This window comes from Streptomyces sp. NPDC057302, assembly GCF_042667685.1.
Classification (GTDB): Bacteria; Actinomycetota; Actinomycetes; order Streptomycetales; family Streptomycetaceae; genus Streptomyces.
This window is the reverse complement of record NZ_JBHUZJ010000050.1, coordinates 14,711-36,766: the sequence shown is the minus strand read 5'-3', so window position 1 is coordinate 36,766 and position 22,056 is coordinate 14,711. Positions and strand designations below refer to the sequence as shown.

General features: G+C 71.6%; 17 protein-coding genes. 10 read left to right on the top strand and 7 right to left on the bottom strand.

Going from position 1 to position 22,056, the window contains the following annotated elements:
• Positions 1 to 19: 19 nt before the first annotated feature.
• From speB to ACFUPX_RS29020, 6 genes are all read left to right on the top strand, one after another.
• Positions 20 to 1,000, top strand: a complete 981-nt coding sequence (gene speB / locus ACFUPX_RS29045; RefSeq protein WP_344528986.1) for an agmatinase — start codon at positions 20 to 22, stop codon at positions 998 to 1,000.
• Complete coding sequence (locus tag ACFUPX_RS29040) at positions 997 to 2,682, top strand: thiamine pyrophosphate-binding protein (protein WP_383328961.1); 1,686 nt, start codon at positions 997 to 999, stop codon at positions 2,680 to 2,682. The genes speB and ACFUPX_RS29040 overlap by 4 nt, the downstream gene beginning before the upstream one ends.
• Before the next feature lie 169 nt (positions 2,683 to 2,851).
• Positions 2,852 to 3,787, top strand: coding sequence for a serine hydrolase (locus ACFUPX_RS29035; RefSeq protein WP_383328958.1), 936 nt, complete (start codon positions 2,852 to 2,854; stop codon positions 3,785 to 3,787).
• A gap of 100 nt (positions 3,788 to 3,887) precedes the next feature.
• Positions 3,888 to 7,637, top strand: coding sequence for an ABC transporter ATP-binding protein (locus tag ACFUPX_RS29030; RefSeq protein WP_383328955.1), 3,750 nt, complete (start codon positions 3,888 to 3,890; stop codon positions 7,635 to 7,637).
• Positions 7,638 to 7,745: 108 nt separating this feature from the next.
• A complete protein-coding gene (locus ACFUPX_RS29025) occupies positions 7,746 to 8,141 on the top strand; it encodes a hypothetical protein (RefSeq protein WP_383328952.1) in 396 nt (131 codons plus the stop codon).
• Positions 8,142 to 8,258: 117 nt separating this feature from the next.
• Entirely contained in the window at positions 8,259 to 9,698 is a 1,440-nt protein-coding gene (locus ACFUPX_RS29020) for a S28 family serine protease (protein ID WP_383328950.1), read from the top strand.
• Between the two features lie 51 nt (positions 9,699 to 9,749).
• Here ACFUPX_RS29020 and ACFUPX_RS29015 read toward each other — a convergent pair whose 3' ends face one another.
• The 3 genes from ACFUPX_RS29015 to ACFUPX_RS29005 form a co-directional block, all read right to left on the bottom strand.
• Entirely contained in the window at positions 9,750 to 10,364 is a 615-nt protein-coding gene (locus ACFUPX_RS29015) for a hypothetical protein (protein WP_383328948.1), read from the bottom strand.
• 167 nt (positions 10,365 to 10,531) lie between these two features.
• On the bottom strand, positions 10,532 to 12,370 hold the full coding sequence (locus ACFUPX_RS29010) for a glycoside hydrolase family 3 protein (protein ID WP_383328945.1): 1,839 nt from the start codon (positions 12,368 to 12,370) through the stop codon (positions 10,532 to 10,534).
• Positions 12,371 to 12,791: 421 nt separating this feature from the next.
• On the bottom strand, positions 12,792 to 13,712 hold the full coding sequence (locus tag ACFUPX_RS29005) for a LysR family transcriptional regulator (protein ID WP_383328942.1): 921 nt from the start codon (positions 13,710 to 13,712) through the stop codon (positions 12,792 to 12,794).
• 123 nt (positions 13,713 to 13,835) lie between these two features.
• Between ACFUPX_RS29005 and ACFUPX_RS29000 the strand changes: the two genes are divergently transcribed.
• Entirely contained in the window at positions 13,836 to 14,768 is a 933-nt protein-coding gene (locus ACFUPX_RS29000) for an EamA family transporter (RefSeq protein WP_383328940.1), read from the top strand.
• Here ACFUPX_RS29000 and ACFUPX_RS28995 read toward each other — a convergent pair.
• The 3 genes from ACFUPX_RS28995 to ACFUPX_RS28985 form a co-directional block, all read right to left on the bottom strand.
• Positions 14,752 to 15,555 carry a sugar phosphate isomerase/epimerase family protein gene (locus ACFUPX_RS28995; RefSeq protein ID WP_383328937.1) on the bottom strand — a complete coding sequence of 268 codons (804 nt, stop codon included), beginning with the start codon at positions 15,553 to 15,555 and terminating at the stop codon, positions 14,752 to 14,754. The two genes, ACFUPX_RS29000 and ACFUPX_RS28995, sit on opposite strands and share 17 nt — an antisense overlap.
• Positions 15,552 to 16,502 (bottom strand): GNAT family N-acetyltransferase, encoded by a 951-nt coding sequence (locus ACFUPX_RS28990; RefSeq protein WP_383328935.1) that lies wholly within the window; start codon positions 16,500 to 16,502, stop codon positions 15,552 to 15,554. Before ACFUPX_RS28990 ends, ACFUPX_RS28995 begins: the two co-directional genes overlap by 4 nt.
• 137 nt (positions 16,503 to 16,639) lie before the next feature.
• The gene (locus tag ACFUPX_RS28985) at positions 16,640 to 17,719 is read right to left on the bottom strand and encodes a LacI family DNA-binding transcriptional regulator (RefSeq protein ID WP_383328932.1); all 1,080 of its coding nucleotides are present in this window, start codon (positions 17,717 to 17,719) and stop codon (positions 16,640 to 16,642) included.
• Positions 17,720 to 17,840: 121 nt separating this feature from the next.
• Between ACFUPX_RS28985 and ACFUPX_RS28980 the strand changes: the two genes are divergently transcribed.
• From ACFUPX_RS28980 to ACFUPX_RS28970, 3 genes are read left to right on the top strand one after another with little or no spacing between them, the layout of a single operon-like run.
• Complete coding sequence (locus ACFUPX_RS28980) at positions 17,841 to 19,007, top strand: Gfo/Idh/MocA family protein (protein ID WP_383328929.1); 1,167 nt, start codon at positions 17,841 to 17,843, stop codon at positions 19,005 to 19,007.
• Positions 19,004 to 20,164, top strand: a complete 1,161-nt coding sequence (locus tag ACFUPX_RS28975) for a dihydrodipicolinate synthase family protein (protein ID WP_383328926.1) — start codon at positions 19,004 to 19,006, stop codon at positions 20,162 to 20,164. Before ACFUPX_RS28980 ends, ACFUPX_RS28975 begins: the two co-directional genes overlap by 4 nt.
• Positions 20,161 to 20,994: a sugar phosphate isomerase/epimerase family protein gene (locus ACFUPX_RS28970; protein ID WP_383328924.1), complete on the top strand. Its 834-nt coding sequence runs from the start codon at positions 20,161 to 20,163 to the stop codon at positions 20,992 to 20,994. The genes ACFUPX_RS28975 and ACFUPX_RS28970 overlap by 4 nt, the downstream gene beginning before the upstream one ends.
• 367 nt (positions 20,995 to 21,361) lie before the next feature.
• Here ACFUPX_RS28970 and ACFUPX_RS28965 read toward each other — a convergent pair whose 3' ends face one another.
• Positions 21,362 to 21,880, bottom strand: a complete 519-nt coding sequence (locus ACFUPX_RS28965) for a DUF937 domain-containing protein (RefSeq protein ID WP_383328921.1) — start codon at positions 21,878 to 21,880, stop codon at positions 21,362 to 21,364.
• Between the last annotated feature and the right edge of the window lie 176 nt (positions 21,881 to 22,056).

The following is a 22,056-nucleotide window of genomic DNA, read 5'->3' as shown; positions in this document are numbered from 1 at the left end:
CAGCAGGAGGAAACCGACCATGAGCAGCGCCGAGACCCCGACCCCCCGCGGCCCGGTCGATTCCTCCCGCGTCCCCCGGTACGCGGGCCCGGCGACCTACGCCCGGCTGCCCCGCCTCGACGAGGTGGGCGGCAAGACGGACATCGCCGTGGTCGGCGTGCCCTTCGACACCGGTGTCTCGTACCGCCCCGGCGCCCGCTTCGGCGGCAACGCGATCCGTGAGGCCTCGCGCCTCCTGCGTCCGTACAACCCCGCGCAGGACGCGTCGCCCTTCGCGCTCGCGCAGGTCGCGGACGCGGGCGACATCGCCGCCAACCCGTTCAACATCAACGAGGCGGTCGAGACGATCGAGGCCGCCGCCGACGACCTGCTCGGCTCGGGCGCCCGCATGATGACGCTCGGCGGCGACCACACCATCGCCCTGCCTCTCCTGCGCTCGGTCGCCAAGAAGCACGGCCCGGTCGCCCTGCTGCACTTCGACGCGCACCTGGACACCTGGGACACGTACTTCGGCGCCGAGTACACCCACGGCACGCCGTTCCGCCGGGCCGTAGAGGAGGGCATCCTCGACACCGAGGCGCTCTCCCACGTCGGCACGCGCGGCCCGCTGTACGGCAAGCAGGACCTCACCGACGACGAGAAGATGGGCTTCGGCATCGTCACGTCGGCGGACATCTACCGCCGTGGCGCCGACGAGGTGGCCGACCAGCTGCGCCAGCGCATCGGCGACCGCCCGCTGTACATCTCCATCGACATCGACTGCCTGGACCCGGCCCACGCGCCCGGCACCGGCACCCCGGAGGCGGGCGGCATGACGTCGCGCGAGCTCCTGGAGATCCTGCGGGGACTCTCGTCCTGCAACCTCGTCTCGGCGGACGTCGTCGAGGTCGCCCCCGCCTACGACCACGCGGAGATCACGGCCGTAGCCGCCTCGCACACCGCGTACGAGCTGACGACGATCATGTCCCGCCAGATCGCCGAGGGGCGGGCGGCCAAGTGACGCACGACCACGACGTAGTACTGCGACCCACGGACGCGCAGCAGGAGGCGGCCCTGAACCCGCCGGCCGGGCGCAACGGCGGTGACCTCGTCGTCGAGACCCTCCAGGGCCTCGGCGCCACGACGGTCTTCGGGCTCCCCGGCCAGCACGCGCTCGGCATGTTCGACGCGCTGCGGCGCTCTTCCCTGTCGTACGTGGGCCTTCGCGTCGAGAACAACACGGGCTTCGCGGCGGACGCGTACGGCCGGATCACCGGCGAGGTGGCCCCGCTGCTGCTGTCCACCGGACCCGGCGCGCTGACCTCGCTCGCCGCGCTCCAGGAGGCGGCGGCCGGATCCTCGCCCGTGCTCGCCATCGGCAGCCAGATCCCGGTGGCCGGGCTCGGCGGCGGCCGGCACGGCTACCTCCACGAGCTGCGTGACCAGCAGGCCTCCTTCCGCGACATCGTGAAGTCCGTCCACACCGTGCGCACGGCCTCGCAGATCCCCTCCGCGATCGCCGCGGCCTGGGAGTCGGCGCTCACCGCCCCGCACGGCCCGGTGTGGGTGGAGATCCCGCAGGACGTGCTGCTCGCCGAGACGACCCTGCCCGTCGTCACGGCCATGGACGCGACCCCGGACGAGGTCGTCCCGCGCCCCGAGCTGACGGCGGTCGCCGCCGATCTGCTCTCGCGAGCCGAGCGCCCGGCGATCATCGCGGGCGGCGGCGTCGTGCGCTCCGACGCGACCGGCAAGCTGCTCGCTCTCGCCGAGCTGGTGAACGCGCCCGTCGTCACGACCTTCGGCGGCAAGGGCGCCTTCCCCTGGGAGCACCCGCTCTCGCTCCAGTCCTGGCTGGAGGACCGGTACACCACGGACTTCCTGGAGGACGCGGACGTCCTCCTGGTGGTCGGCTCGGGCCTGGGTGAACTCTCCTCGAACTACCACACGTTCAAGCCGCGCGGCCGGGTCGTCCAGATCGAGGCCGACGCCGGGAAGCTGGAGTCCAACCACCCGGCGCTCGGCATCCACGCGGACGCGCGCCTCGCGCTCTCCGCGCTCCTGGAGACCATCGACGCCCCCCGCGAGGACCCCTCGGCCCCCGAGCGGGTGGCCGCCGTGCTCACCAAGGTCAAGGACCGCATCGCCGCCCAGGAGCTCACCCTGGAGCAGCAGATCCTCGCCTCGGTGCGCGAGGCCCTCCCGGACGCCTCGCCGTCCTTCTGGGACATGACGATCCTGGCGTACTGGGCCTGGTCCGCCTTCGACGCGCGGCGCCCGAACACGATGCACTCGGCGCAGGGCGCGGGCGGCCTCGGGTACGGCTTCCCGGCGGCGCTGGGAGCGGCTGCCGCCGACCCCTCGAAGCCGGTCCTCGCCGTCTCGGGCGACGGCGGCGCGATGTACTCCATCGCGGAACTGGCCTCCGCCAAGCAGCACGGCCTGCCGGTGACCTGGCTGATCGTGGACGACGGGGGGTACGGAATCCTTCGGGAGTACATGTCCGAGGCCTTCGGCGAACCGACGGCGACGGAGCTCTCCCGGCCCGACTTCGTCGCGCTCGCGGAGTCCTTCGGGGTGCCCGGCGTCCGCACGACCCCGCAGACCCTCCGCGACGACCTCGCGAAGGCGCTCGCGGAGCCCGGCCCCTCGGTCGTCGTACTCCCGGCACTCCTGCGCATGTTCGAGCCGACCCACCTCTGAGCCCGCGGTAGCCCGCGTCCGGGCCCGCGTTGATTACAGATCGGTCATCTGTTCCATGTTTGTGCAACCCCGGGCGGTATCGGTGAGTCAAGAGGGGTGAGCGTGCCGGGGGGCGCGCTTGTACGGGCCCCGTGGGTCTTGTACGGACCCAAGGGGATGGGAAGACTTCATGACGCACCCGATATCCGGGATGTCCAGGCGTGCCCGCGTGCTCTCGGCGGGCCTCGCCGCCGGGGTGCTCCTGCCGCTCGGCACCGCCGCGACCGCCACACCCGCCGTCGCGGCGGCGCCGGCGGTCAGCTGCACCTCCGCACAGGCCGGCCTCGCCGCCAAGCTCAAGAAGGACATCACGGCGGCGCTGAAGAACCGCAAGGGCACCGTCGCGGTCGGCCTGCACGACCGCACCACCAAGACCACCTGCACCCTGCGCTCGACCACCGCGTTCGACTCGGCGAGCGTCGTCAAGACGACCGTCCTGGCGACGCTGCTGTGGGACGCGAAGAAGACCGAGCGCAAGCTGACCGCCCGTGAGTCGGACCTCGCGTACGCCATGATCACCAAGTCGGACAACGCGGCGACCAGCAAGCTCTGGAGCCAGCTCGGCACGGCCAAGGTCAAGGGCTTCCTCAGGGCCGCCAAGATGACGAAGACCGTGCCGGGATCCGGCGGCTACTGGGGCCTGACCCGGATCAACGCGGCCGACGAGCAGAAGCTCCTGGCCCTGGTCACCGCCCCGAACTCCGTCCTGAGCGACAACGCGCGCGCCTACATCCTCAAGCTGATGGGCAAGGTCGTCTCCTCGCAGCGCTGGGGCACCCCGGCGGGCGCGCCGTCCGGCGTCAAGATCCACGTCAAGAACGGCTGGCTGCAGCGCTCGACCCACGGCTGGCGGGTGCACAGCATCGGCGCGTTCAAGGGCGGCGGCCACGACTACACGATCTCCGTGCTCACCCACGGCAACAGCACCATGAACTACGGCGTCGCCACCATCCAGGGCGTGGCCAAGGCCATCCACAAGGACCTCACGCCCACGGCCCCGGCGGCCCGGCGCTACATCCCGACCGAAGCGCCGAAGGAGGCGTTCGTGGCGGTCCCCGGCAACTGACGGGGACCTAGGACCTCGGACCCCACTTTGTTGCGGCGGGATGAAATCCGCATCCCGCCGCGTTGGGCCTCTCGGCAGGTCAGGTCGACGGGTCGACGGGATGAGGCAGCACGTGGTGGAGCAACGGGGCGGGGTCGGGCCGGAGAAATCCGGCTGGGGGAAACGGCTCACCGGGTACGCGTGGCGCTACCCGAAGGACGTCCTGCTCGCGCTCGGGTCCTCGCTCGCCGGCATGGCCGTCATGGCGCTCGTCCCGCTCATCACCAAGGTGATCATCGACGACGTCATCGGTGACAAGACCCGGTCCATGGGGCCCTGGGTCGGCGCCCTCATCGGCGCCGCCGTCCTCGTCTACGTCTTCACCTACATCCGCCGCTACTACGGCGGCCGGCTCGCCCTCGACGTCCAGCACGACCTGCGGACCGAGATGTACGGCACGATCACCAGGCTCGACGGGCGGCGGCAGGACGAGCTGTCCACCGGGCAGGTCGTCGGACGCGCCACCAGCGACCTCCAGCTCATCCAGGGCCTGCTCTTCATGCTGCCGATGACCATCGGCAACATCCTGCTCTTCGTGATGTCCCTCGTGATCATGGCGTGGCTCTCCGTGCCGCTGACCCTCGTCGCGCTCGCCGTCGCCCCCGCCCTCTGGTTCATCGCCAAGCGCAGCCGCAACAAGCTGCACCCCTCCACCTGGTACGCGCAGGCCCAGGCCGCCGCCGTCGCCGGAGTCGTGGACGGCTCCGTCTCCGGCGTACGCGTCGTGAAGGGCTTCGGCCAGGAGGACCAGGAGACCGGGAAGCTCAGGGAGGTCGGGCGCAAGCTCTTCGCCGGGCGCCTGCGGACCATCCGCCTCAACTCCAAGTACACGCCCGCCCTCCAGGCCGTGCCCGCGCTCGGGCAGGTCGCGATGCTCGCGCTCGGCGGCTGGCTGGCCGTGCGGGGGCAGATCACGCTCGGTACGTTCGTCGCCTTCTCCAGCTATCTCGCCCAGCTCGTCGGGCCCGTGCGCATGCTCGCCATGGTGCTCACCGTCGGCCAGCAGGCCCGCGCGGGCGCCGAGCGCGTCATGGAGCTCATCGACACCGAGCCGACGCTGAAGGACGGCACCAAGGAACTGCCCGCCGACGCCCCGGCCACCGTCGAGTTCGACGACGTCTCCTTCGCCTACGAGGACAGCCGCCCCGTCCTCGACGGGCTCTCCTTCGAGATCCGGCCCGGCGAGACCCTCGCCGTCGTCGGCACGTCGGGCAGCGGCAAGTCCACCGTCTCGCTGCTCCTGCCGCGCTTCTACGACGTGACGCACGGCGCCGTCCTCATCGGCGGCCACGACGTGCGCGAGCTGACGACCGAATCGCTGCGGGCCGCGATAGGCCTGGTGCCCGAGGACTCCTTCCTCTTCTCCGACACCGTCCGCGCCAACATCGCGTACGGAAAGCCGGACGCCACCCAGGAGGAGATCGAGACCGCGGCCCGCGCCGCCCAGGCCGACCGCTTCATCTCCGAGCTGCCCGGCGGGTACGACACCACCGTCGGCGAGCACGGCCTGACCCTCTCCGGCGGCCAGCGCCAGCGCGTCGCCCTCGCCCGCGCCATCCTCACCGACCCCCGCCTCCTCGTCCTGGACGACGCGACGTCGGCGGTGGACGCGCGCGTCGAGCACGAGATCCACGAAGCCCTGCGCGGCGTCATGGCCGGGCGCACGACCCTCCTCATCGCCCACCGCCGCTCCACCCTCAACCTCGCCGACCGCATCGCCGTACTCGACGGCGGAAAGCTCGCCGCGATCGGCACGCACGAGGAGCTGACGGAGAGCTCCGCCCTCTACCGGCGCCTGCTGACCGACCCGGACGAGCTCGGCGGCGTCTCGCCCGGCCGCACCGTTGCGGTGGAGTTCCCCGAGGACACCTCCGTACGCGACGAGCTCGACGCCGAGTTCGACGCCGAGCGCGGCATCACCCCGCAGCTGTGGGTCGGGGACCGCGAGCCCAAGGACACCGCGATGTCCGGGATGCCCGCGACACCCGAACTCCTCGCCCAGGTCGACGCGTTGCCCCCGGCCACCGACACCCCCGGCATCGACGAGGCTCGCGCGGTCACCCCGGAGGACTCGTACGGCCTGCGGCGCCTGCTCGGCGGATTCGGGAAGCCGCTGCTGCTCGCCCTGCTCCTGGTCGCCGTCGACGCGGGCATGGGCCTGCTGCTTCCCGTGCTGATCCGGCACGGCATCGACGAGGGTGTCTCGCAGCTCGCGCTCGGCGCGGTGTGGGCGGCCTCCGGGCTCGCGCTGCTCGCGGTGCTCGTCCAGTGGACGGCGCAGATCGGCGAGACGCGGATGACCGGGCGGACGGGCGAGCGCGTCCTCTACTCCCTGCGCCTGAAGATCTTCGCCCAGCTCCAGCGGCTCGGACTCGACTACTACGAGCGGGAGTTGACCGGGCGCATCATGACCCGGATGACGACGGACGTGGACGCCCTGTCCACCTTCCTGCAGACGGGCCTGGTCACCGCGTTCGTCTCCGTCGTCACCTTCTTCGGCATCATGGTCGCGCTCGTCGTCATCGACGTGCAGCTCGCGCTCGTCGTCTTCGCGACGCTGCCGCCGCTGATCATCGGCACGTTCTTCTTCCGCCGCTCCAGCGTCAAGGCGTACGAGCTGGCGCGTGAGCGTGTCTCGGTGGTCAACGCCGACCTCCAGGAGTCCGTCGCGGGCCTGCGCATCGTGCAGGCCTTCAGGCGCGAGCGCTCGGGCCGCGAGAAGTTCGCCCAGGGCAGCGCCGACTACCGCAGCGCCCGCATCCGCGGGCAGTGGCTGATCTCCATCTACTTCCCCTTCGTGCAGCTGCTCTCCGCGGTCGCCGCGGCGGCGGTCCTGATGGTCGGCGCGGGCCGCGTGGAGGCGGGGACCCTGACGACCGGCGCGCTGGTCGCCTACCTCCTCTACATCGACCTGTTCTTCGCGCCCGTCCAGCAGCTCTCCCAGGTCTTCGACGGCTACCAGCAGGCCACCGTCTCGCTCGGCCGCATCCAGGAGCTGCTCCAGGAGCCGACGTCGACCGAAGCGGCGGACGAGCCGCTCGACGTCCTCTCCCTGCGCGGAGAGATCGCCTTCGAGGACGTGGACTTCGCGTACGGCCTCGCCGACGAACCGGAGGAGGCGCTCAGCGACGTCCGCCTTCGCATCCCCGCGGGCCAGACCGTCGCCTTCGTCGGCGAGACCGGCGCGGGCAAGTCGACCCTGGTCAAGCTCGTCGCCCGGTTCTACGACCCGACCGGCGGCCGGGTGACGGTGGACGGCACGGACCTGCGGTCCCTGGACATCACCGCCTACCGCCACCGCCTCGGGGTCGTCCCGCAGGAGGCCTACCTCTTCGCGGGCACCGTGCGCGACGCGATCGCCTACGGGCGGCCCGCCGCCACCGACGCCGAGGTGGAGGCCGCGGCCCGCGCGGTCGGCGCCCACGACATGATCGCCACCCTGGACGGCGGCTACCTCCACGAGGTCTCCGAGCGTGGGCGCAACCTCTCCGCGGGGCAGCGCCAGCTGATCGCCCTGGCCCGCGCCGAGCTCGTCGACCCGGACATCCTGCTCCTGGACGAGGCGACCGCCGCCCTCGACCTCGCCACGGAGGCGCAGGTCAACCAGGCCACCGACCGCATCGCGGGCAAGCGCACCACGCTGGTCGTCGCCCACCGCCTGACCACGGCGGCCCGCGCCGACCGCGTGGTCCTGATGGACCAGGGCCGGGTCGCGGAGGACGGCACGCACGAGGAGCTGCTCGCGCTCGACGGGCGGTACGCGAAGCTGTGGCGGACGTTCGTGGGGGAGGCCGAGCCGTCTGCCGCATAGCCCGAGGCAATGCCTGCCGGACGAATCGGGGCGCTCGCGCAACCGGGCGCCCCGTGGCCCGCGTCCGTACATCAGTACGCTGATACGGAAGTGTCGGGAGGGAAACTGGTGAGCAGTGGTCGAATACGGCGGAGCCTCGCGCTCGGTGCGATCGCCCTTGCGGCTGCCGTCCTGCTCGGTGTCGCGGGAGCCGGCGCCGCACAGGCGCAGGCATCGGCCGGACGCTGCGCGGGGCACGTGGTGCGCACCCTCTCCTTCAGCACCGGCAAGGTCGTCGTCCACAAGAACCGCGGCTTCGTCTGCGCCGTCACCGTGGCCAAGCGACCCGGGGCCCGCAAGACGATGTCGGTGAGCGTCCAGGCCCGCGGCAGCCGCCCGGCCAGGGACAAGGGCCGCTACACCCATCACGCGGGCCCGGTGACGGTGCACGCGGGGCATCGGTGTGTGTGGGTGAAGGGGAAGGTCGGCGCGGGGAGTCTCAGCTCGGGATGGATCCTGTGCTGAGGTTGATGTCGCCTTTGTGACGTACTGCGTCCTGATGTGACGCAAGAGCCCCTAGTAGTGAGCGAGTTGCTCCGATAAGTTCCGGCGGACGCAACCGTGAACTTATGGGGAGAGTGCATGCGCAAGGCGCTCAGATGGCTTCTGTCGCTCGTGGTGCTCATAGGCACCGTCGGCACAGCGAGCGCGGCAGGGGCGGCCACCGCCGCCGAGCCGCGGGCCACCGACACGAAGGCCGACACAGCGGCCACGGACATCAAGGACAGGCTCCTCGCGATACCGGGCATGAGCCTGATCGAGGAGAAGCCGTACACCGGCTACCGCTACTTCGTCCTCAACTACACCCAGCCGATTGACCACCGGCACCCCTCCAAGGGCACCTTCAAGCAGCGCCTGACGGTCCTGCACAAGGACACCGCCCGCCCCACGGCCTTCTTCACCAGCGGCTACGGCGTCTCGACGACCCCCAGCCGCAGTGAGCCGACGCGGATCATCGACGGCAACCAGATCTCCCTGGAGTACCGCTACTTCACGCCGTCCCGCCCCCAGCCGGCCGACTGGTCCAAGCTCGACATCTGGCAGGCCGCGAGCGACCAGCACCGCATCTTCAAGGCGCTCAAGCCCGTCTACGACAAGAAGTGGGTGGCGACCGGCGGCTCCAAGGGCGGCATGACGGCCACGTACTACGAGCGCTTCTACCCGCGTGACATGGACGGCGTCGTCGCGTATGTCGCCCCGAACGACGTGGTGAACAAGGAGGACTCGCGCTACGACAAGTTCTTCCAGACGGTCGGCACCAAGGAGTGCCGCGCCAAGCTGGAGGCCGTGCAGCGCGAGGCGCTCGTGCGCCGCGAGCCGCTGGAGAAGAAGTACGCCGCGTTCGCCGAGGCGGGCAACTACACCTTCAAGACGGTCGGGAACCTGGACAAGGCCTACGAAGCCGTCGTCCTCGACCTGGTGTGGGGCTTCTGGCAGTACCAGCCGGAGGCCGCGTGCGCCGACGTCCCCGACGCCAAGACCGCATCCGACCAGGTGATCTTCGACTACGTCGACGCGGTGGGCGGCTGGACCTCCTACACGGACCAGGGCCTGACCCCGTACACGCCGTACTACTACCAGGCCGGTACGCAGCTGGGCTCGCCCGACATCAAGCAGCCCTGGCTCGGCGGCCTGAGCCGCTACGGCTACCAGCCGCCGCGCAACTTCGTGCCGCGTGACATCCCGATGAAGTTCACGTCGGGCGCGATGGCGGACGTGGACCGCTGGGTGCGGCACAACTCGCAGCGGATGCTGTACGTCTACGGCGAGAACGACCCGTGGGGCGCCGAGCCGTTCCGCCCCGCTAAGGGTGCCAAGCACGACTCGTACGTCTTCACCGCGCCCGGCGGCAACCACGGCGCGAACGTGGCCGGTCTGATCCCGGCGGAGAAGGCCAAGGCGACGGAGCGGATCCAGGCCTGGGCCGGGGTCTCCACTCCCGCGGCCCCGAAGCCGCTGGCCCCGTACGACGCGAAGCTCGACCGCAAGGACGTGCAGAAGGAGATGACTCTGCGCCCGTAGCGCAGGCGTGAACGCAGGCCGGGCCGGAGCTGTTCCTCCGGCCCGGCCTGTTCACACCCGCTTCGCGCATCCCACCGGATTCCCGCCTTCCAGCGACACGTAGAGCTCCGTGGCGGCAGGACACAGGGACCGGTCCGGGACGGCCGCCGTCACCCGGTACTCCGGGTCCCGCGCGCCGGACCCGTCGCAGGCCGTCTCCCGCACCTCGCCCTGCCCGGCGCTGTAGACGCAGTCCCCGACCACGGTCCGGGGCCCGCCCCCGCCCCCGGGATCACCGGGATGCGGCAGTTCGAGATTCCGCATGCACGCGTACCCGCGAGGGATCTCGCCGTTTCCGTCCTCGTCCCCCGTGGGCCTGTCCTCGCTGATGTGGAGCACGAAGTCCGTGCGGGCGGGGCACGAAGGGCCCTCCGTGACCTTGCCGTCGTAACGCGCGATGACCCGCGCCGCCGCCCGCTCGCTCGTGCACGGCACCTCCGTGAAGGCCGCGCGCCCCCGCGAACTGCACTCGTCCACGGCGAGGAAGACGGCGCCGTACCCGGAGGACACCGACGAGGACGGCTTCCGGTCCGACGCGTCCGATCCGGGGTCCGAGGACTTCTGGCAGCCGCTCACGCCGACGACCACCGCGAGGAGCAGCCCCGCACACCTCCAGCCAAGCCTCAAGCCAAGCCTCAAGCCAAGCCTCAAGCCAAGCCTCAAGCCAAGCATGACAAGCATGGCGAACCCCCCGATACGTGCACCCAGCGTGACCCGCGCGGGCGGGCGCACGCCAGGTGCGTGGGGTGCTTTGGGCCAGGTGAAGGTGGTGCGCCGGTAGAGCGGCGTACGGATCAGTACGTCAGGCCGTACCCGACCGGATACAGCACCTGCGTCGGATCATCCGCCCGCTGCACCGGCACGGGCAGCTTCCCGCGCGGCTCGACGCGCCCCGCGATCACCCGTGCCGCCGCGCCGAGTTCGACGTCCGTCCAGCAGTACGCGGCCAGCGAAGCGCCCACGGACGGCAGCCGCGCCACGTCGTACGGATTGCGGATCGCGAGGGCGACGACCGGGACGCCCGTCGCCACCAGTGCCTCCACCAGGGCGATCTGCGTGCTCCCGGCCCCCACGTTGTACGTGCCCACGAGCACCGCGTCCTTGCCCGCCGCCGCGGCCACCGCCTCGGCGATCTTCGCGGCGGAGGGAGCCGTGCCGGTAGGAAGCACCGTCGGCGCGAAGCCGAGCTCCGTCAGCTCGCGCCCGAGCACGGTCGTCGGCGGCCCGGTCGTCCCCGACGGCGACGCCGGATCGGCGCCCACGACGAGCACGTCCCGCTGCGTACGCCGGGACAGCGGAAGCAGGTCGTCCTTGTTGAGCAGCAGCGTCGTCGTCTCGTCGGCGATCCGGTCCGCGGCGGCGAGATGCGCGCGCGTGCCGACCGTGCGGTCGACGCCCCGCGCGGTGACGTACGGGTCGGAGAACAGGTCGAGCTTCGACTTCAGGCGCAGGATCCGCAGGATCGATTCGTCCAGGCGCGCCTGGGTCAACTCACCGTCCCGTACCGCCTGGAGCACCGCGTTCCAGGCGGTCTCCGGCTCCGGCGGGTTCAGGAGCTGGTCGACGCCCGCCTTCAGGGCGAGCACCGGCACCCGGTCGTCGCCGTACTTCGTGCGCACGCCCTGCATGCCGAGCGAGTCCGTCACCACGACGCCGTCGTAGCCCAGTTCCTCGCGCAGGATGCCGGTGAGGATGGGGTGGGAGAGCGTGGCCGGGTCCTCGGCCGGGTCCAGGGCGGGGACCACGATGTGCGCGGTCATGATCGAGTCGATGCCCGCGGCCACCGCGGCCCGGAACGGCGGGGCGTCCAGCGTCTCCCACTGCTCACGGGTGTGATGGATGTACGGCAGCTTCGAGTGACTGTCGTCCTTGGTGTCGCCGTGCCCGGGGAAGTGCTTGGACGTCGACGCGATGTCCGTGCCCTGGTAGCCCTTGACCTGCGCGGCGACCAGACCGGCCACCGCTTCGGGGTCCGAGCCGAAGGAGCGTACGGCGATGACGGGGTTGGCGGGATTGACGTTCACGTCGGCGACCGGGGCGTAGTTCTGGCGGATGCCGAGCGCGCGGAGCTCGGCTCCCGCGATGCGGGCCGCCTTGCGCGCGGTGGAGCGCGAGCCCCCGGCGCCCAGGGCCATCGCGCCGGGCAGGAGCGTGGCGGGGATGCCCACCCGGGCCACGGCGCCGTGCTCCTGGTCGGTGGAGATGAGCAGCGGGATGCGGGCGGTGGGGGACTGCTCCGGGTGCTCCGGAGTGAGGGCGGCGCGCTGGATGCCGTTCGAGAGGTCGGCGATCTGGTGCGGGGCGCGGGTGTTGTGGGCCCAGCCGAAGTAGATGATGCCGCCGAGGTGGTACTTGGCGACCGCCTCCGCTGCGGTGCGGACGCCAAGCTCCGCCAGGTTGGCGTCGATGTCGGCCTGGTCGGGCTCGGTGGCGGAGTGGCCGTACACATGCATCACGAAGAGCTGGCCGACCTTCTCCTCGAGGCTCATGCGGGAGATGAGCTCCCGCAGCTTCCTGTCACGGCCGCGGTCGCCGCTGCCCGCGGCATGGGCGGCGGAGGGCGCGGCGAGGGCCGTCGCCGCGACGGCCGTGGCGGTGAGCAGGGTGCGTCTGGAGGCGTTGCGGTGGGACATGTGCGCTCCTTCGGGGACGGAGGCCGGACCGGGAGCCGGGCTGGGGAAACCGGCTGAAGGAAACTTTCCGAGAGTCACGGATATCCCGAAGATTTCTGCCGGTCAAGGGAGTCGGCAGCCACTGTGGAGGAGAGGGGCCGTCACCGGCGCTGTTGGGAGGGGCGCACCGGTGACGGCATGCTGCCGGCCACGGGCGGCAGAGAGGGTGGTCAGCGTTCGCAGCCAGCAGCGATGCCGACACCGCCTCGCGGAGACTCACCCGGCAGCACGCCCCGTTTGACGGAGGTCCGCCCGCGCGGGTTCCCGGAAGAGGGCCCTTTCCGGAAAATGGTGTGAAGGGGAATCCTGGGGTTCGGGAGGCGTGACTCCTGGGGCTCGGGAAGCCTGATCGCCGGGTTCGGGAGGTCGGCTTCCCGCGGGCTCAGGAGGCCTGTCCGGCGGGCGCCGCGTCGGGCCAGTGGGCCTGCAGCGTCCGTACGGTCTCGGCGATCGCGGGGCGCCGGGACGCGCCGGCCCGCCACAGCGCGTACAGCCGCCGCACCGGCAGCGGATCGAGCCGCACGGTGACCGCGCCGTCCGGGACCGGGCCGCGGCCGAGGCGGGGGATGAGCGCGATGCCGAGCCCCGCCGCGACCAGCGCGACCAGCGTGGGGTTCTCCTCCGCGGTGTGCGCGATGTCCGGCTCGCAGCCCGCCTCGCGCAGGGTGCGCACCAGCCACTCGTGGCAGACGAGCCCCGGCGGCTGGGTGATCCACCGCTCGCCCTTCAGCTCCTCCCGGCGCACGGAATCGCGCCCCGCGAGCCAATGCCCCGCGGGCACGACGAGATCGCAGTAGTCGTCGCCGATGAGGGCCTGTTCGACGCCGGGAGGCGTCGGCAGCGGTGCGATGTCCCAGTCGTGCACGACCGCCATGTCCACCGCGCCCTTGGCCACCAGGTCGATGGAGAGATGCGGGTCGATCTCCGACATCCGGGCGTCGAGCGCGGGGTGGCGCCGGGCGAGGTCCGCGAGGACTCCGGGCAGCAGGCCGCGCGCCGCGGAGGCGAACGCGGCGAGGGTCAGGCGCCCCGCGGGCAGCCCCCGCCGCTCCTCCAGCTCGGTCTCCGCGCGCTCCACGATCGCCATCAACTCCTGCGCGGTGGAAGCGAGATGGAGCGCCTCCTCGGTGAGGGCGACGCCCCTGCCCTGCCGTTCCAGGAGGGTGGTGCGGGTCTCGCGCTCCAGCTTGGCGATCTGCTGGGAGACGGCGGACGGGGTGTAGCCGAGCGCGGTGGCGGCGGCGCCGACGGTGCCGTGCACGGAGACGGCGTGCAGGGCGCGGAGCCGAGCGAGATCGAGCACGAGAAGCCCTCCCCAGGGGTCGGCGGCGCCCGTCGGGCCCGCCTGATCCGTTAGCGTTGCTTCATCCCATCATGCAGAGATCCGCGCTGGTCCTACATGGTCGGGGCGGGTGATCCTCGACGCATGCGACCCGCACACGTCCTCCTCGCCGTCCTCGTCACCGCCGTATGGGGCGTCAACTTCGTCGTCATCGAGGTGGGCCTCGACCACTTCCCGCCGCTGCTGTTCTCCGCCCTGCGCTTCCTGGTGGCGGCGCTTCCCGCGGTCTTCTTCGTGGGGCCGCCCAAGGTCGCGTGGAAGTGGATCGTCGGGGTCGGACTGGTCCTGGGGGTCGCCAAGTTCGGCCTGCTGTTCATCGGCATGGACGCGGGGATGCCGGCCGGTGTCTCCTCCCTGGTGCTCCAGATCCAGGCGGTGTTCACGGCGCTCTTCGCCATCGTGGCCCTCGGCGAACGGCCGGGCCGCGTCCGCGTGTTGGGCATGGCGATCGCCCTGACGGGCATCGGCGTCGCGGCGGTCGACGAGGGCGGGACGGGACCGCTGACGGCCTTCGCGCTGCTGATCGGCGCCGCGGCCTGCTGGGGCGCGTCGAACGTCATGACCCGCAAGGCGTCCCCGCCCGACTCCCTCAACTTCATGGTGTGGGTGAGCACGGTCCCGGTCCTGCCGCTGCTCGGGCTCTCGCTGCTCTTCGAAGGGCCGTCGGCGGACCTCTCCGCCCTGGGTTCGCTGGACTGGCAGGGCGTGGGCATCATCGTCTACGTCGCGTGGATCACCACGGTCTTCGGCTTCGGCGCCTGGGGCTACCTGCTGCGCCGCCACCCCGCGTCGACCGTGGCCCCCTTCTCGCTCCTGGTCCCGGTGTTCGGGATGTCCGCGGCCGGTCTTGTGCTGAACGAGTCGGTGAGCGCCCTCGGCTGGTGCGCGGCGGCGCTTCTGGTCGGCGGGGTGGGGCTCACGTCTCTCGCGGGGGTGAGGCGTGGCGGGGCGGGATCCGCGACGGCTGTCGGGAGTGGCGGTTCGGGCGGCCTGTCCGCCGTCAGGCAGGCCGGTTGAGGAGGCGCGACAGGAAGTCCCTTCCCGGGCCCAGGAGTTCAGGCAGCGGCTCCGCCTTCTCGTACCACCGCTTCTCGTACTCCCAGCACAGCCAGCCGTCCCGGTACTCCCCGCCGAGCAGCGCGTCCACGCACTCGGCGAGCGGCAGGACGCCCTCGCCGAGCCCGAGCGGTGTCGTGTCCTCGGTCGACGCGATGTCCTTCACCTGTACGTAGCCGAGGTACGGGGAGAGCGCCGCGAGGCTCTCGGCGGGGGACTCGCCGCCGAGCCAGGTGTGCATCACGTCCCACAACGCGCCCGCGTGCCGGTGGCCGACCGTGCCGAGCACGCGGGTCGCCGCGGCGCCCGTGCGGTGCGAGTCGTGGGTCTCCAGGAGGATGCGTACGCCGAAGTCCGCCGCGTACTCGGCCGCCGTGCCGAGCCGTCGGGCGGCCGTCGCGTCGGCCTCCTGCGCGCTCTGCTCGGTACCGCCGCCGGGGAAGACGCGGATGAAGGGGGCGCCGAGGTCGCGGGCGAGGGTGAGCAGGGAACGTATGTCGTCGAGGACGGGCTCGTCGTCGCCGGGTTCGGCCACGCGCGCGTACCCGGAGATCGCGAGGATCTCGATGCCCGCGGTCTTGAACTGGGCGGCTACGTCGGCCCGTTCGGTGAGGCCGATCCCCGGGTGGACCGGTTCCTCGGGGTGCGCGCGCAGTTCGATGCCCTGATAGCCGTGGGTGGTGGCCAGGTTCAGCACGTCGGCGATGGGGAGCCCGGGGACGCCGAGGGTGGAGAAGGCGAGTTTCATGAGGCAGACCCTAGGTGCAGTTGCCAGTTCTGCCCCAGCAGGTCGACCCCGAAGGAGCGGTGCGGCTTCTCGTCCACGAGGACGAATCCGTGCCGCTGGTAGATGGCGCGGGCGGCGCCGAGGATGTCGTTGGTCCACAGAACCATCTCGCGGTAGCCGACGCCGCGCGCGAACTCGACGCAGGCACCGACCAGTTGATCCCCGATGCCGTGTCCACGGGCGTCCGGCTCGACGAGCAGGAGCCGCAGCCGGGCGGTCCCGGGCGCCTCGTCGCGCACGCACATCACGCATCCCACGGGGCGCCCGTCGAGCTCGGCGATCCAGGTCCGCTCCAGGTGGGGGTCGTGATCCTCCGCGTAGTCGGCGACGATCCGGGCGACCAGGCCTTCGTAGTCGATGTTGAACCCGAACTCGGCCGCGTACAGGGCGGCGTTGCGCTGCACGATCCACCCGAGATCCCCCGGACCGGGCTCGCGCAGCAGGGGCCGCGCGGCGACCGCCCCGCCCTCGCCGCCGCTCAGGATCTCCCGCACGGTGCGCATCGCGGCGGCGAGGCGTGGCCGCTCGGCGCCCGGGACGGCCGAGAGCAGCGAACCCACGGCCTCGCTCGACCGCTCGTCCAGCAGGGCGGCGGTCTCGCGCCCCCGCGCGGTGAGCGTGATGCGCTGGCGCCGGGGATCGCGCTCGGAGGGCGCGCGCTCGACGATCCCGGCCTTCTCCAGCTTGCCGAGCAGACGGCTCAAGTACCCGGCGTCGAGGGAGAGTTCACCGCGCAGATCGGCGGCGTCGAGATGCGAGGCGTGCGCGAGCTCGTACAGGACGCGGGCCTCGGTGAGGGTGTACGGGACGTAGAGCTGGCGGCTGTAGTCGAGGGCGCCGATGAGGTTCGTGTAGAAGCGGTTGAAGGCGCGGATCTCTTGAACGGGTGTTTCGGAGGCGTGCGGCATGGCGGCTCACTCCAGGGGGCATCGAGACGAATCACCCTTGACTGAGTCAACGGTACGCCGAGCCGCCCCCGAGCGCCACGCCTTTCGGTCCAGATCCCGGGCCTTCGGAGATCCGTCCGCCGCGTCGGTGGTGTCGCTCACCGGCGCGGCGGCGCCGTCGACCCCCGCACCATCAGCTCCGCCCCGATCGTCGCCACGCCCCCGGGCGGCGCCTCCTCCGCGCCCGTGGCCAGGCGGCCCGCACGGGCGCCCGCCTCGTACAGCGGGAGTCGTACGGTCGTCAGGGCGGGGACGGCGTCCACCGAGAAGGGCAGGTCGTCGAAGCCCGCCACCGAGATGTCCTCGGGGATGCGCAGGCCGCGCTCGCGCAGGGCGGCGGACGCGCCGAGGGCGACCGTGTCGTTGGCGGCCACGATGGCGGTCAGGTCCGGGTCGCGGCGCAGGAGTTCGAGGGTGGCCTCGTAGCCCGACCGGCGCGTGTAAGGGCCGTGAACGGTCAGCTCGTCCCGGTCGGCGCTCCCGGCGCTCCCCGCGCTCTCCCCACCGAACGCCGCCAGCGCGTCCCGGTGTCCTTCCAGCCGGTGCCGGGTCGTCGTCCGCTCCAGTGGGCCCGCCACATAGCCGATCCTGCGGTGCCCCAGCGTCAGCAGATGCTCCGTGAGCCGCCGCCCGCCGTTGCGGTTGTCGAAGGTGAGCGTGGCCGCGACCGCGTCCGAGTCCTCCAGCGGGGGGCGCCCGCAGAGCACGATGCGGGTGCCCGCGTCCGCGAGGCGGGCCAGCTTCGCGGACATCGCGGCGGCGTGGGCGGGGTCCTCCAGGGCGCCGCCGGTCAGGACGACCGCGGCGGCGCGCTGCCGCTGGAGCAGGGTCAGATAGGTGAGCTCGCGCTCCGGGGAGCCGCCCGTGTTGCAGACCACGGCCATCCGCTCGCCGCCGGCGCGCCCGCCGGGACCGCCGATCTCGGACTGGACGGCGCCCGCCATGATCCCGAAGAAGGGGTCGGCGATGTCGTTCACCAGGATGCCGACCAGGTCGGACGTGGCCGCGGCGAGCGAGCTCGCGGGACCGTTCAGGACGTAGTCGAGGTCGTCCACGGCCCGCAGGACGCGCTCACGGGTGGCCGTCGCCACGGGGTAGTTGCCGTTCAGTACGCGGGAGACGGTGGCAGGGGACACCTGGGCGCGTGCCGCCACGTCCGCCAGGGTCACGGTGGTCATCTCGTCGTCCTCCGGTCACGGCTCTGGTCCGAAGCCCTTGTCCGAACCTTGTGCGGCAGGCTAGCTTCTTCTTGGATAGAAAGCGCTTGCTATACGCTTACCTGCGTACGGAGGGACCCCTGTGACTCGCAAGACGGTGCGCATCGCCATGAACGGTGTGACGGGACGGATGGGCTACCGCCAGCACCTCGTCCGCTCGCTGCTGGCCCTGCGCGAGCAGGGCGGCCTGCCCCTGGGCGACGCCGAGGGCACGGTGCTGTGGCCCGAGCCGGTCCTCGTGGGCCGCCGGGAGAACGCGCTGCGGGAGATCGCCGAGCGCCACGGCCTCGACGTCGGATCGAGCGTCTCGACGGACCTGGACGCGGTACTCGCCGACCCCACCATCGACATCTACTTCGACGCGCAGGTGACGTCCGCGCGCGAGGAGGCCATCAAGCGGGCCATCGCCGCGGGCAAGCACATCTACACGGAGAAGCCGTCCGCGACGGGCCTCGCCGGAGCCCTGGAACTGGCCGAGCTCGCCCGCACGGCCGGCATCAAGCACGGCGTGGTCCAGGACAAGCTCTTTCTGCCGGGACTGCTCAAGCTGAAGCGCCTGATCGACGGTGGCTTCTTCGGCAAGATCCTGTCCGTCCGGGGCGAGTTCGGCTACTGGGTCTTCGAGGGCGACTGGCAGGACGCCCAGCGCCCCTCCTGGAACTACCGCGCGGAGGACGGCGGAGGCATCGTCGTCGACATGTTCCCGCACTGGGAGTACGTGCTGCACGAGCTGTTCGGCCGCGTACGCAGCGTCCAGGCGCTCGCCGCGACCCACGTACCGCAGCGCTGGGACGAGCAGAGCAAGCCCTACGACGCGACGGCGGACGACGCCGCGTACGGCATCTTCGAACTCGAAGGCGGCGCGATCGCCCAGATCAACTCCTCCTGGACGGTCCGCGTCAACCGCGACGAACTGGTCGAGTTCCAGGTCGACGGCACGGAGGGCTCGGCCGTCGCGGGCCTGCGCAACTGCCGCGTACAGCACCGCAGCTCCACCCCCAAGCCGGTCTGGAACCCCGACCTGCCCGTCACCCACTCCTTCCGCGACCAGTGGCAGGAGGTCCCCGACAACCAGGAGTTCGACAACGGCTTCAAGGCCCAGTGGGAGCTGTTCCTGCGGCACGTGTACGCGGACGCGCCCTACCACTGGGACCTGCACGCGGGCGCGCGCGGCGTGCAGCTCGCGGAGCTGGGCCTGAAGTCCTCGGCCGAGGGCCGCCGCATCGAGGTGCCGGAGCTCGACCGATGACGCTCCTGCTGCCGCGCGCGGACGGCACCACGCGCCCCCACGAACCCCGCACGGCGCCCTCCCCGGTGGCGCCCGACGGCGGCTCCCCGCTCACCTCCCGCACGGTCTTCTCGGCTGCCCATGTGGTGGCGGACCCCTACGCCGACGTCTCCCCGGACTCCCCGGCGGCCGTCGACTGGGACGCGACCCTCGCCTTCCGCCGCCACCTGTGGGCGCAGGGCCTGGGCGTGGCCGAGGCGATGGACACGGCGCAACGCGGAATGGGCCTGGACTGGAAGGGCGCCGCGGAACTGATCACGCGTTCCGCGGCGGAGGCGAAGTCGGTGGGCGGCGCGATCGCCTGCGGCGCGGGCACCGACCAACTGACCGGCCGCGCAGACCTCCTGACGGTCCGTGCGGCGTACGAGGAACAGCTGGCCCTGGTCGAGTCGTCCGGCGCACAGGTGATCCTCATGGCATCAAGAGCCCTGGCCGCGGCGGCAAAGGGGCCCGACGACTACCTGGAGACGTACGGCCACCTCCTGCGCCAGGCGAGCGAGCCGGTGATCCTGCACTGGCTCGGCCCGATGTTCGACCCGGCGCTCACCGGCTACTGGGGGAGCGAGGACCTGGACGCGGCGACCGAGACCTTCCTGGAGGTCATCGCCGCGCACCCGGACAAGGTCGACGGCATCAAGGTCTCCCTCCTCGACCCGAAGCGCGAGATCGCACTGCGCCGCCGCCTCCCGGACGGCGTCCGCTGCTACACGGGCGACGACTTCAACTACCCCGAGCTGATCGCGGGCGACGACCAGGGCTTCAGCCACGCGCTCCTGGGCATCTTCGACCCGCTGGCCCCCCTGGCGGCGCAGGCGGTCCGCGCGCTGGACACCGGTGACACCAAGGCCTTCCACGCCTGCCTCGACCCCACGGTCGAACTGTCCCGCCACCTCTTCCAACCCCCCACCCGCTTCTACAAGACGGGCGTGGTGTTCCTGGCCTGGCTCGCGGGCCACCAGAGCCACTTCACGATGGTGGGCGGCCTCCAGTCGGCCCGCTCGCTGCCGCACCTGAGCCGCGCCTATGAACTGGCCGACGAACTGGGCCTGTTCCCGGACCCGCTCCTCGCTGAGTCCCGCATGAAGACCCTGCTCACCACGTACGGAGTCCAGCAATGAGCGAGGCCCTGGCGCGCTTCTCCATCAACCAGATGACGGTGAAACAACTGTCGCTGCCGGAACTGGCCGCGGCCTGCACGGACCTGGGCATCCCCGGTGTGGGCCTCTGGCGAGAGCCGGTGCACTCCTACGGCCTCGACAAAGCCGCCAAGCTGATGCGCGACGCGGGCCTGACCATCACCACGCTCTGCCGCGGCGGCTTCCTCACCGCCATCGAACCGCACGCGCGCGTGCGGGCCATCGACGACAACAAGGCGGCGATCGACGAGGCGGCGACGCTGGGCACGGACACGCTGGTCCTGGTCTCCGGCGGCCTGCCCCCCGACAGCAAGGACCTGCACGGAGCGCGCTCCCGCATCGCCGACGCCCTCGCGGACCTGGCCCCCTACGCGGCCGAGCGCGGAATCCGCCTGGCCATCGAACCCCTGCACCCCATGTTCGCCTCGGACCGCTGCGTGGTCTCCACGCTGACCCAGGCCCTGGACCTGGCGGAGCTCTTCCCCGCCACGCAGGTCGGGGTCTGCGTGGACACGTACCACGTGTGGTGGGACGACCAGGCCCCCGCACAGATCGCCCGCGCGGGCCGGGGCGAACGCCTGCACGCGTTCCAACTGGCGGACTGGATCACCCCGTTGCCCGAGGGCGTCCTGAACGGGCGGGGCCGACTGGGCGAGGGATCGATCGACCTGCGGTCGTGGCGCGCCTTGGTGGAGGAGGCGGGCTACGGGGGCCCCATCGAGGTCGAACTCTTCAACGAGGAACTGTGGGCGGCCCCCGGCGCGGAACTCCTCGCGGAAACGGCCCAGACCTACGTCCAGCACGCCTGCTAGCCCCGGCACATCCCTCCGGACCGGGACCTTCCCACCCACCCGCCCGTTCACCCCGCATCCAGCCCTGACCGAACAAGCCTTCCCACCCACCCGCCCGATTGCCCCGCATCCACCCCTGGACGAACAAGCTTTCCCGCCCACCCGCCCGATTGCCCGGGGGTGCGTCGGGTGGGTGGGAGATCGGCCCGGGTGTGCCCGCAGTCGGCATCGAGACGCGAGGGGACGTGCCGGTATTTCCGCCCGGAGCACGGTTCCTGTCACTCCCCAGCCGAAGAACCAAGACGGCCACCGGACGATGGCGAGGACGGACATACCGGCGCGGCACCGCCCCACAGCCGGACCAGCACCGCGCCCACCCCCCGGAGGGCTACTTCTTCTTGCCGCCCAGAATCTGCCCCAGAAGGTCACCGATACCGCCCCCGCCCCCCGGCGGCCTGCCCGACGTCCGCGCCCGCTTCGTCAGCACCGTCAGCAACACCGGAATCAGCAGCTCGATCACCCGGGTCACGGAAGCCGCCGGAAGCCCCGTCTTCTTGGCCACCGCGGCCGCCACCGGCCGGCTCATCTTCGCCAGCACCCCGGACAGCATCCCGCCCGCGGCAAGCCCCCCGAACCCCCCGAACCCGGCGATCCCCTGCGGAGGCGCCGCCTCGGCGAGCGCCTGCTCCACCTCCTCCGCCCCCGCGGGATCCTCCGCCTTCTCCTGAAGGTTCCCCGAAAGCGCGGTCACCGTGGTCCCCACCACGTCCTGCGCCCCCGCGGCATCCGTACCGAGCAGCCCCGCGATCTCCTGGAGCTTGTCGTCGCCGAGTTCGTCGAGGACGTCCTTCTGCAGGGAGGTTCCGTCAGAGGGCCCAGCAGGAATTTCGGAAGATTCTTCACTCATGGTCTAAAAGTTACTTCCGCCCCCCTTTGTCGGCACCCCGAAAACTGGTGGCCTTGCCCGTGCAACCCTTCCCGCCCTACGCGGGTCGTACTGTGCGTCGGGACTTCCGGAGGGGGATCTGGGGGGATCGCGGAGTACCGACAGGGGAGGGGAGACCCGAGGGGGCCCGGTCGCAA

Coding starts and splice junctions, on each gene's coding strand:
- speB (WP_344528986.1), top strand. CDS start 20: ATGAGCAGCGCCGAGACCCCGACCCCCCGCGGCCCGGTCGATTCCTCC.
- ACFUPX_RS29035 (WP_383328958.1), top strand. CDS start 2,852: ATGACGCACCCGATATCCGGGATGTCCAGGCGTGCCCGCGTGCTCTCG.
- ACFUPX_RS29030 (WP_383328955.1), top strand. CDS start 3,888: ATGAGGCAGCACGTGGTGGAGCAACGGGGCGGGGTCGGGCCGGAGAAA.
- ACFUPX_RS29020 (WP_383328950.1), top strand. CDS start 8,259: ATGCGCAAGGCGCTCAGATGGCTTCTGTCGCTCGTGGTGCTCATAGGC.
- ACFUPX_RS29010 (WP_383328945.1), bottom strand. CDS start 12,370: ATGTCCCACCGCAACGCCTCCAGACGCACCCTGCTCACCGCCACGGCC.
- ACFUPX_RS29000 (WP_383328940.1), top strand. CDS start 13,836: ATGCGACCCGCACACGTCCTCCTCGCCGTCCTCGTCACCGCCGTATGG.
- ACFUPX_RS28995 (WP_383328937.1), bottom strand. CDS start 15,555: ATGAAACTCGCCTTCTCCACCCTCGGCGTCCCCGGGCTCCCCATCGCC.
- ACFUPX_RS28990 (WP_383328935.1), bottom strand. CDS start 16,502: ATGCCGCACGCCTCCGAAACACCCGTTCAAGAGATCCGCGCCTTCAAC.
- ACFUPX_RS28985 (WP_383328932.1), bottom strand. CDS start 17,719: ATGACCACCGTGACCCTGGCGGACGTGGCGGCACGCGCCCAGGTGTCC.
- ACFUPX_RS28975 (WP_383328926.1), top strand. CDS start 19,004: ATGACGCTCCTGCTGCCGCGCGCGGACGGCACCACGCGCCCCCACGAA.
- ACFUPX_RS28970 (WP_383328924.1), top strand. CDS start 20,161: ATGAGCGAGGCCCTGGCGCGCTTCTCCATCAACCAGATGACGGTGAAA.
- ACFUPX_RS28965 (WP_383328921.1), bottom strand. CDS start 21,880: ATGAGTGAAGAATCTTCCGAAATTCCTGCTGGGCCCTCTGACGGAACC.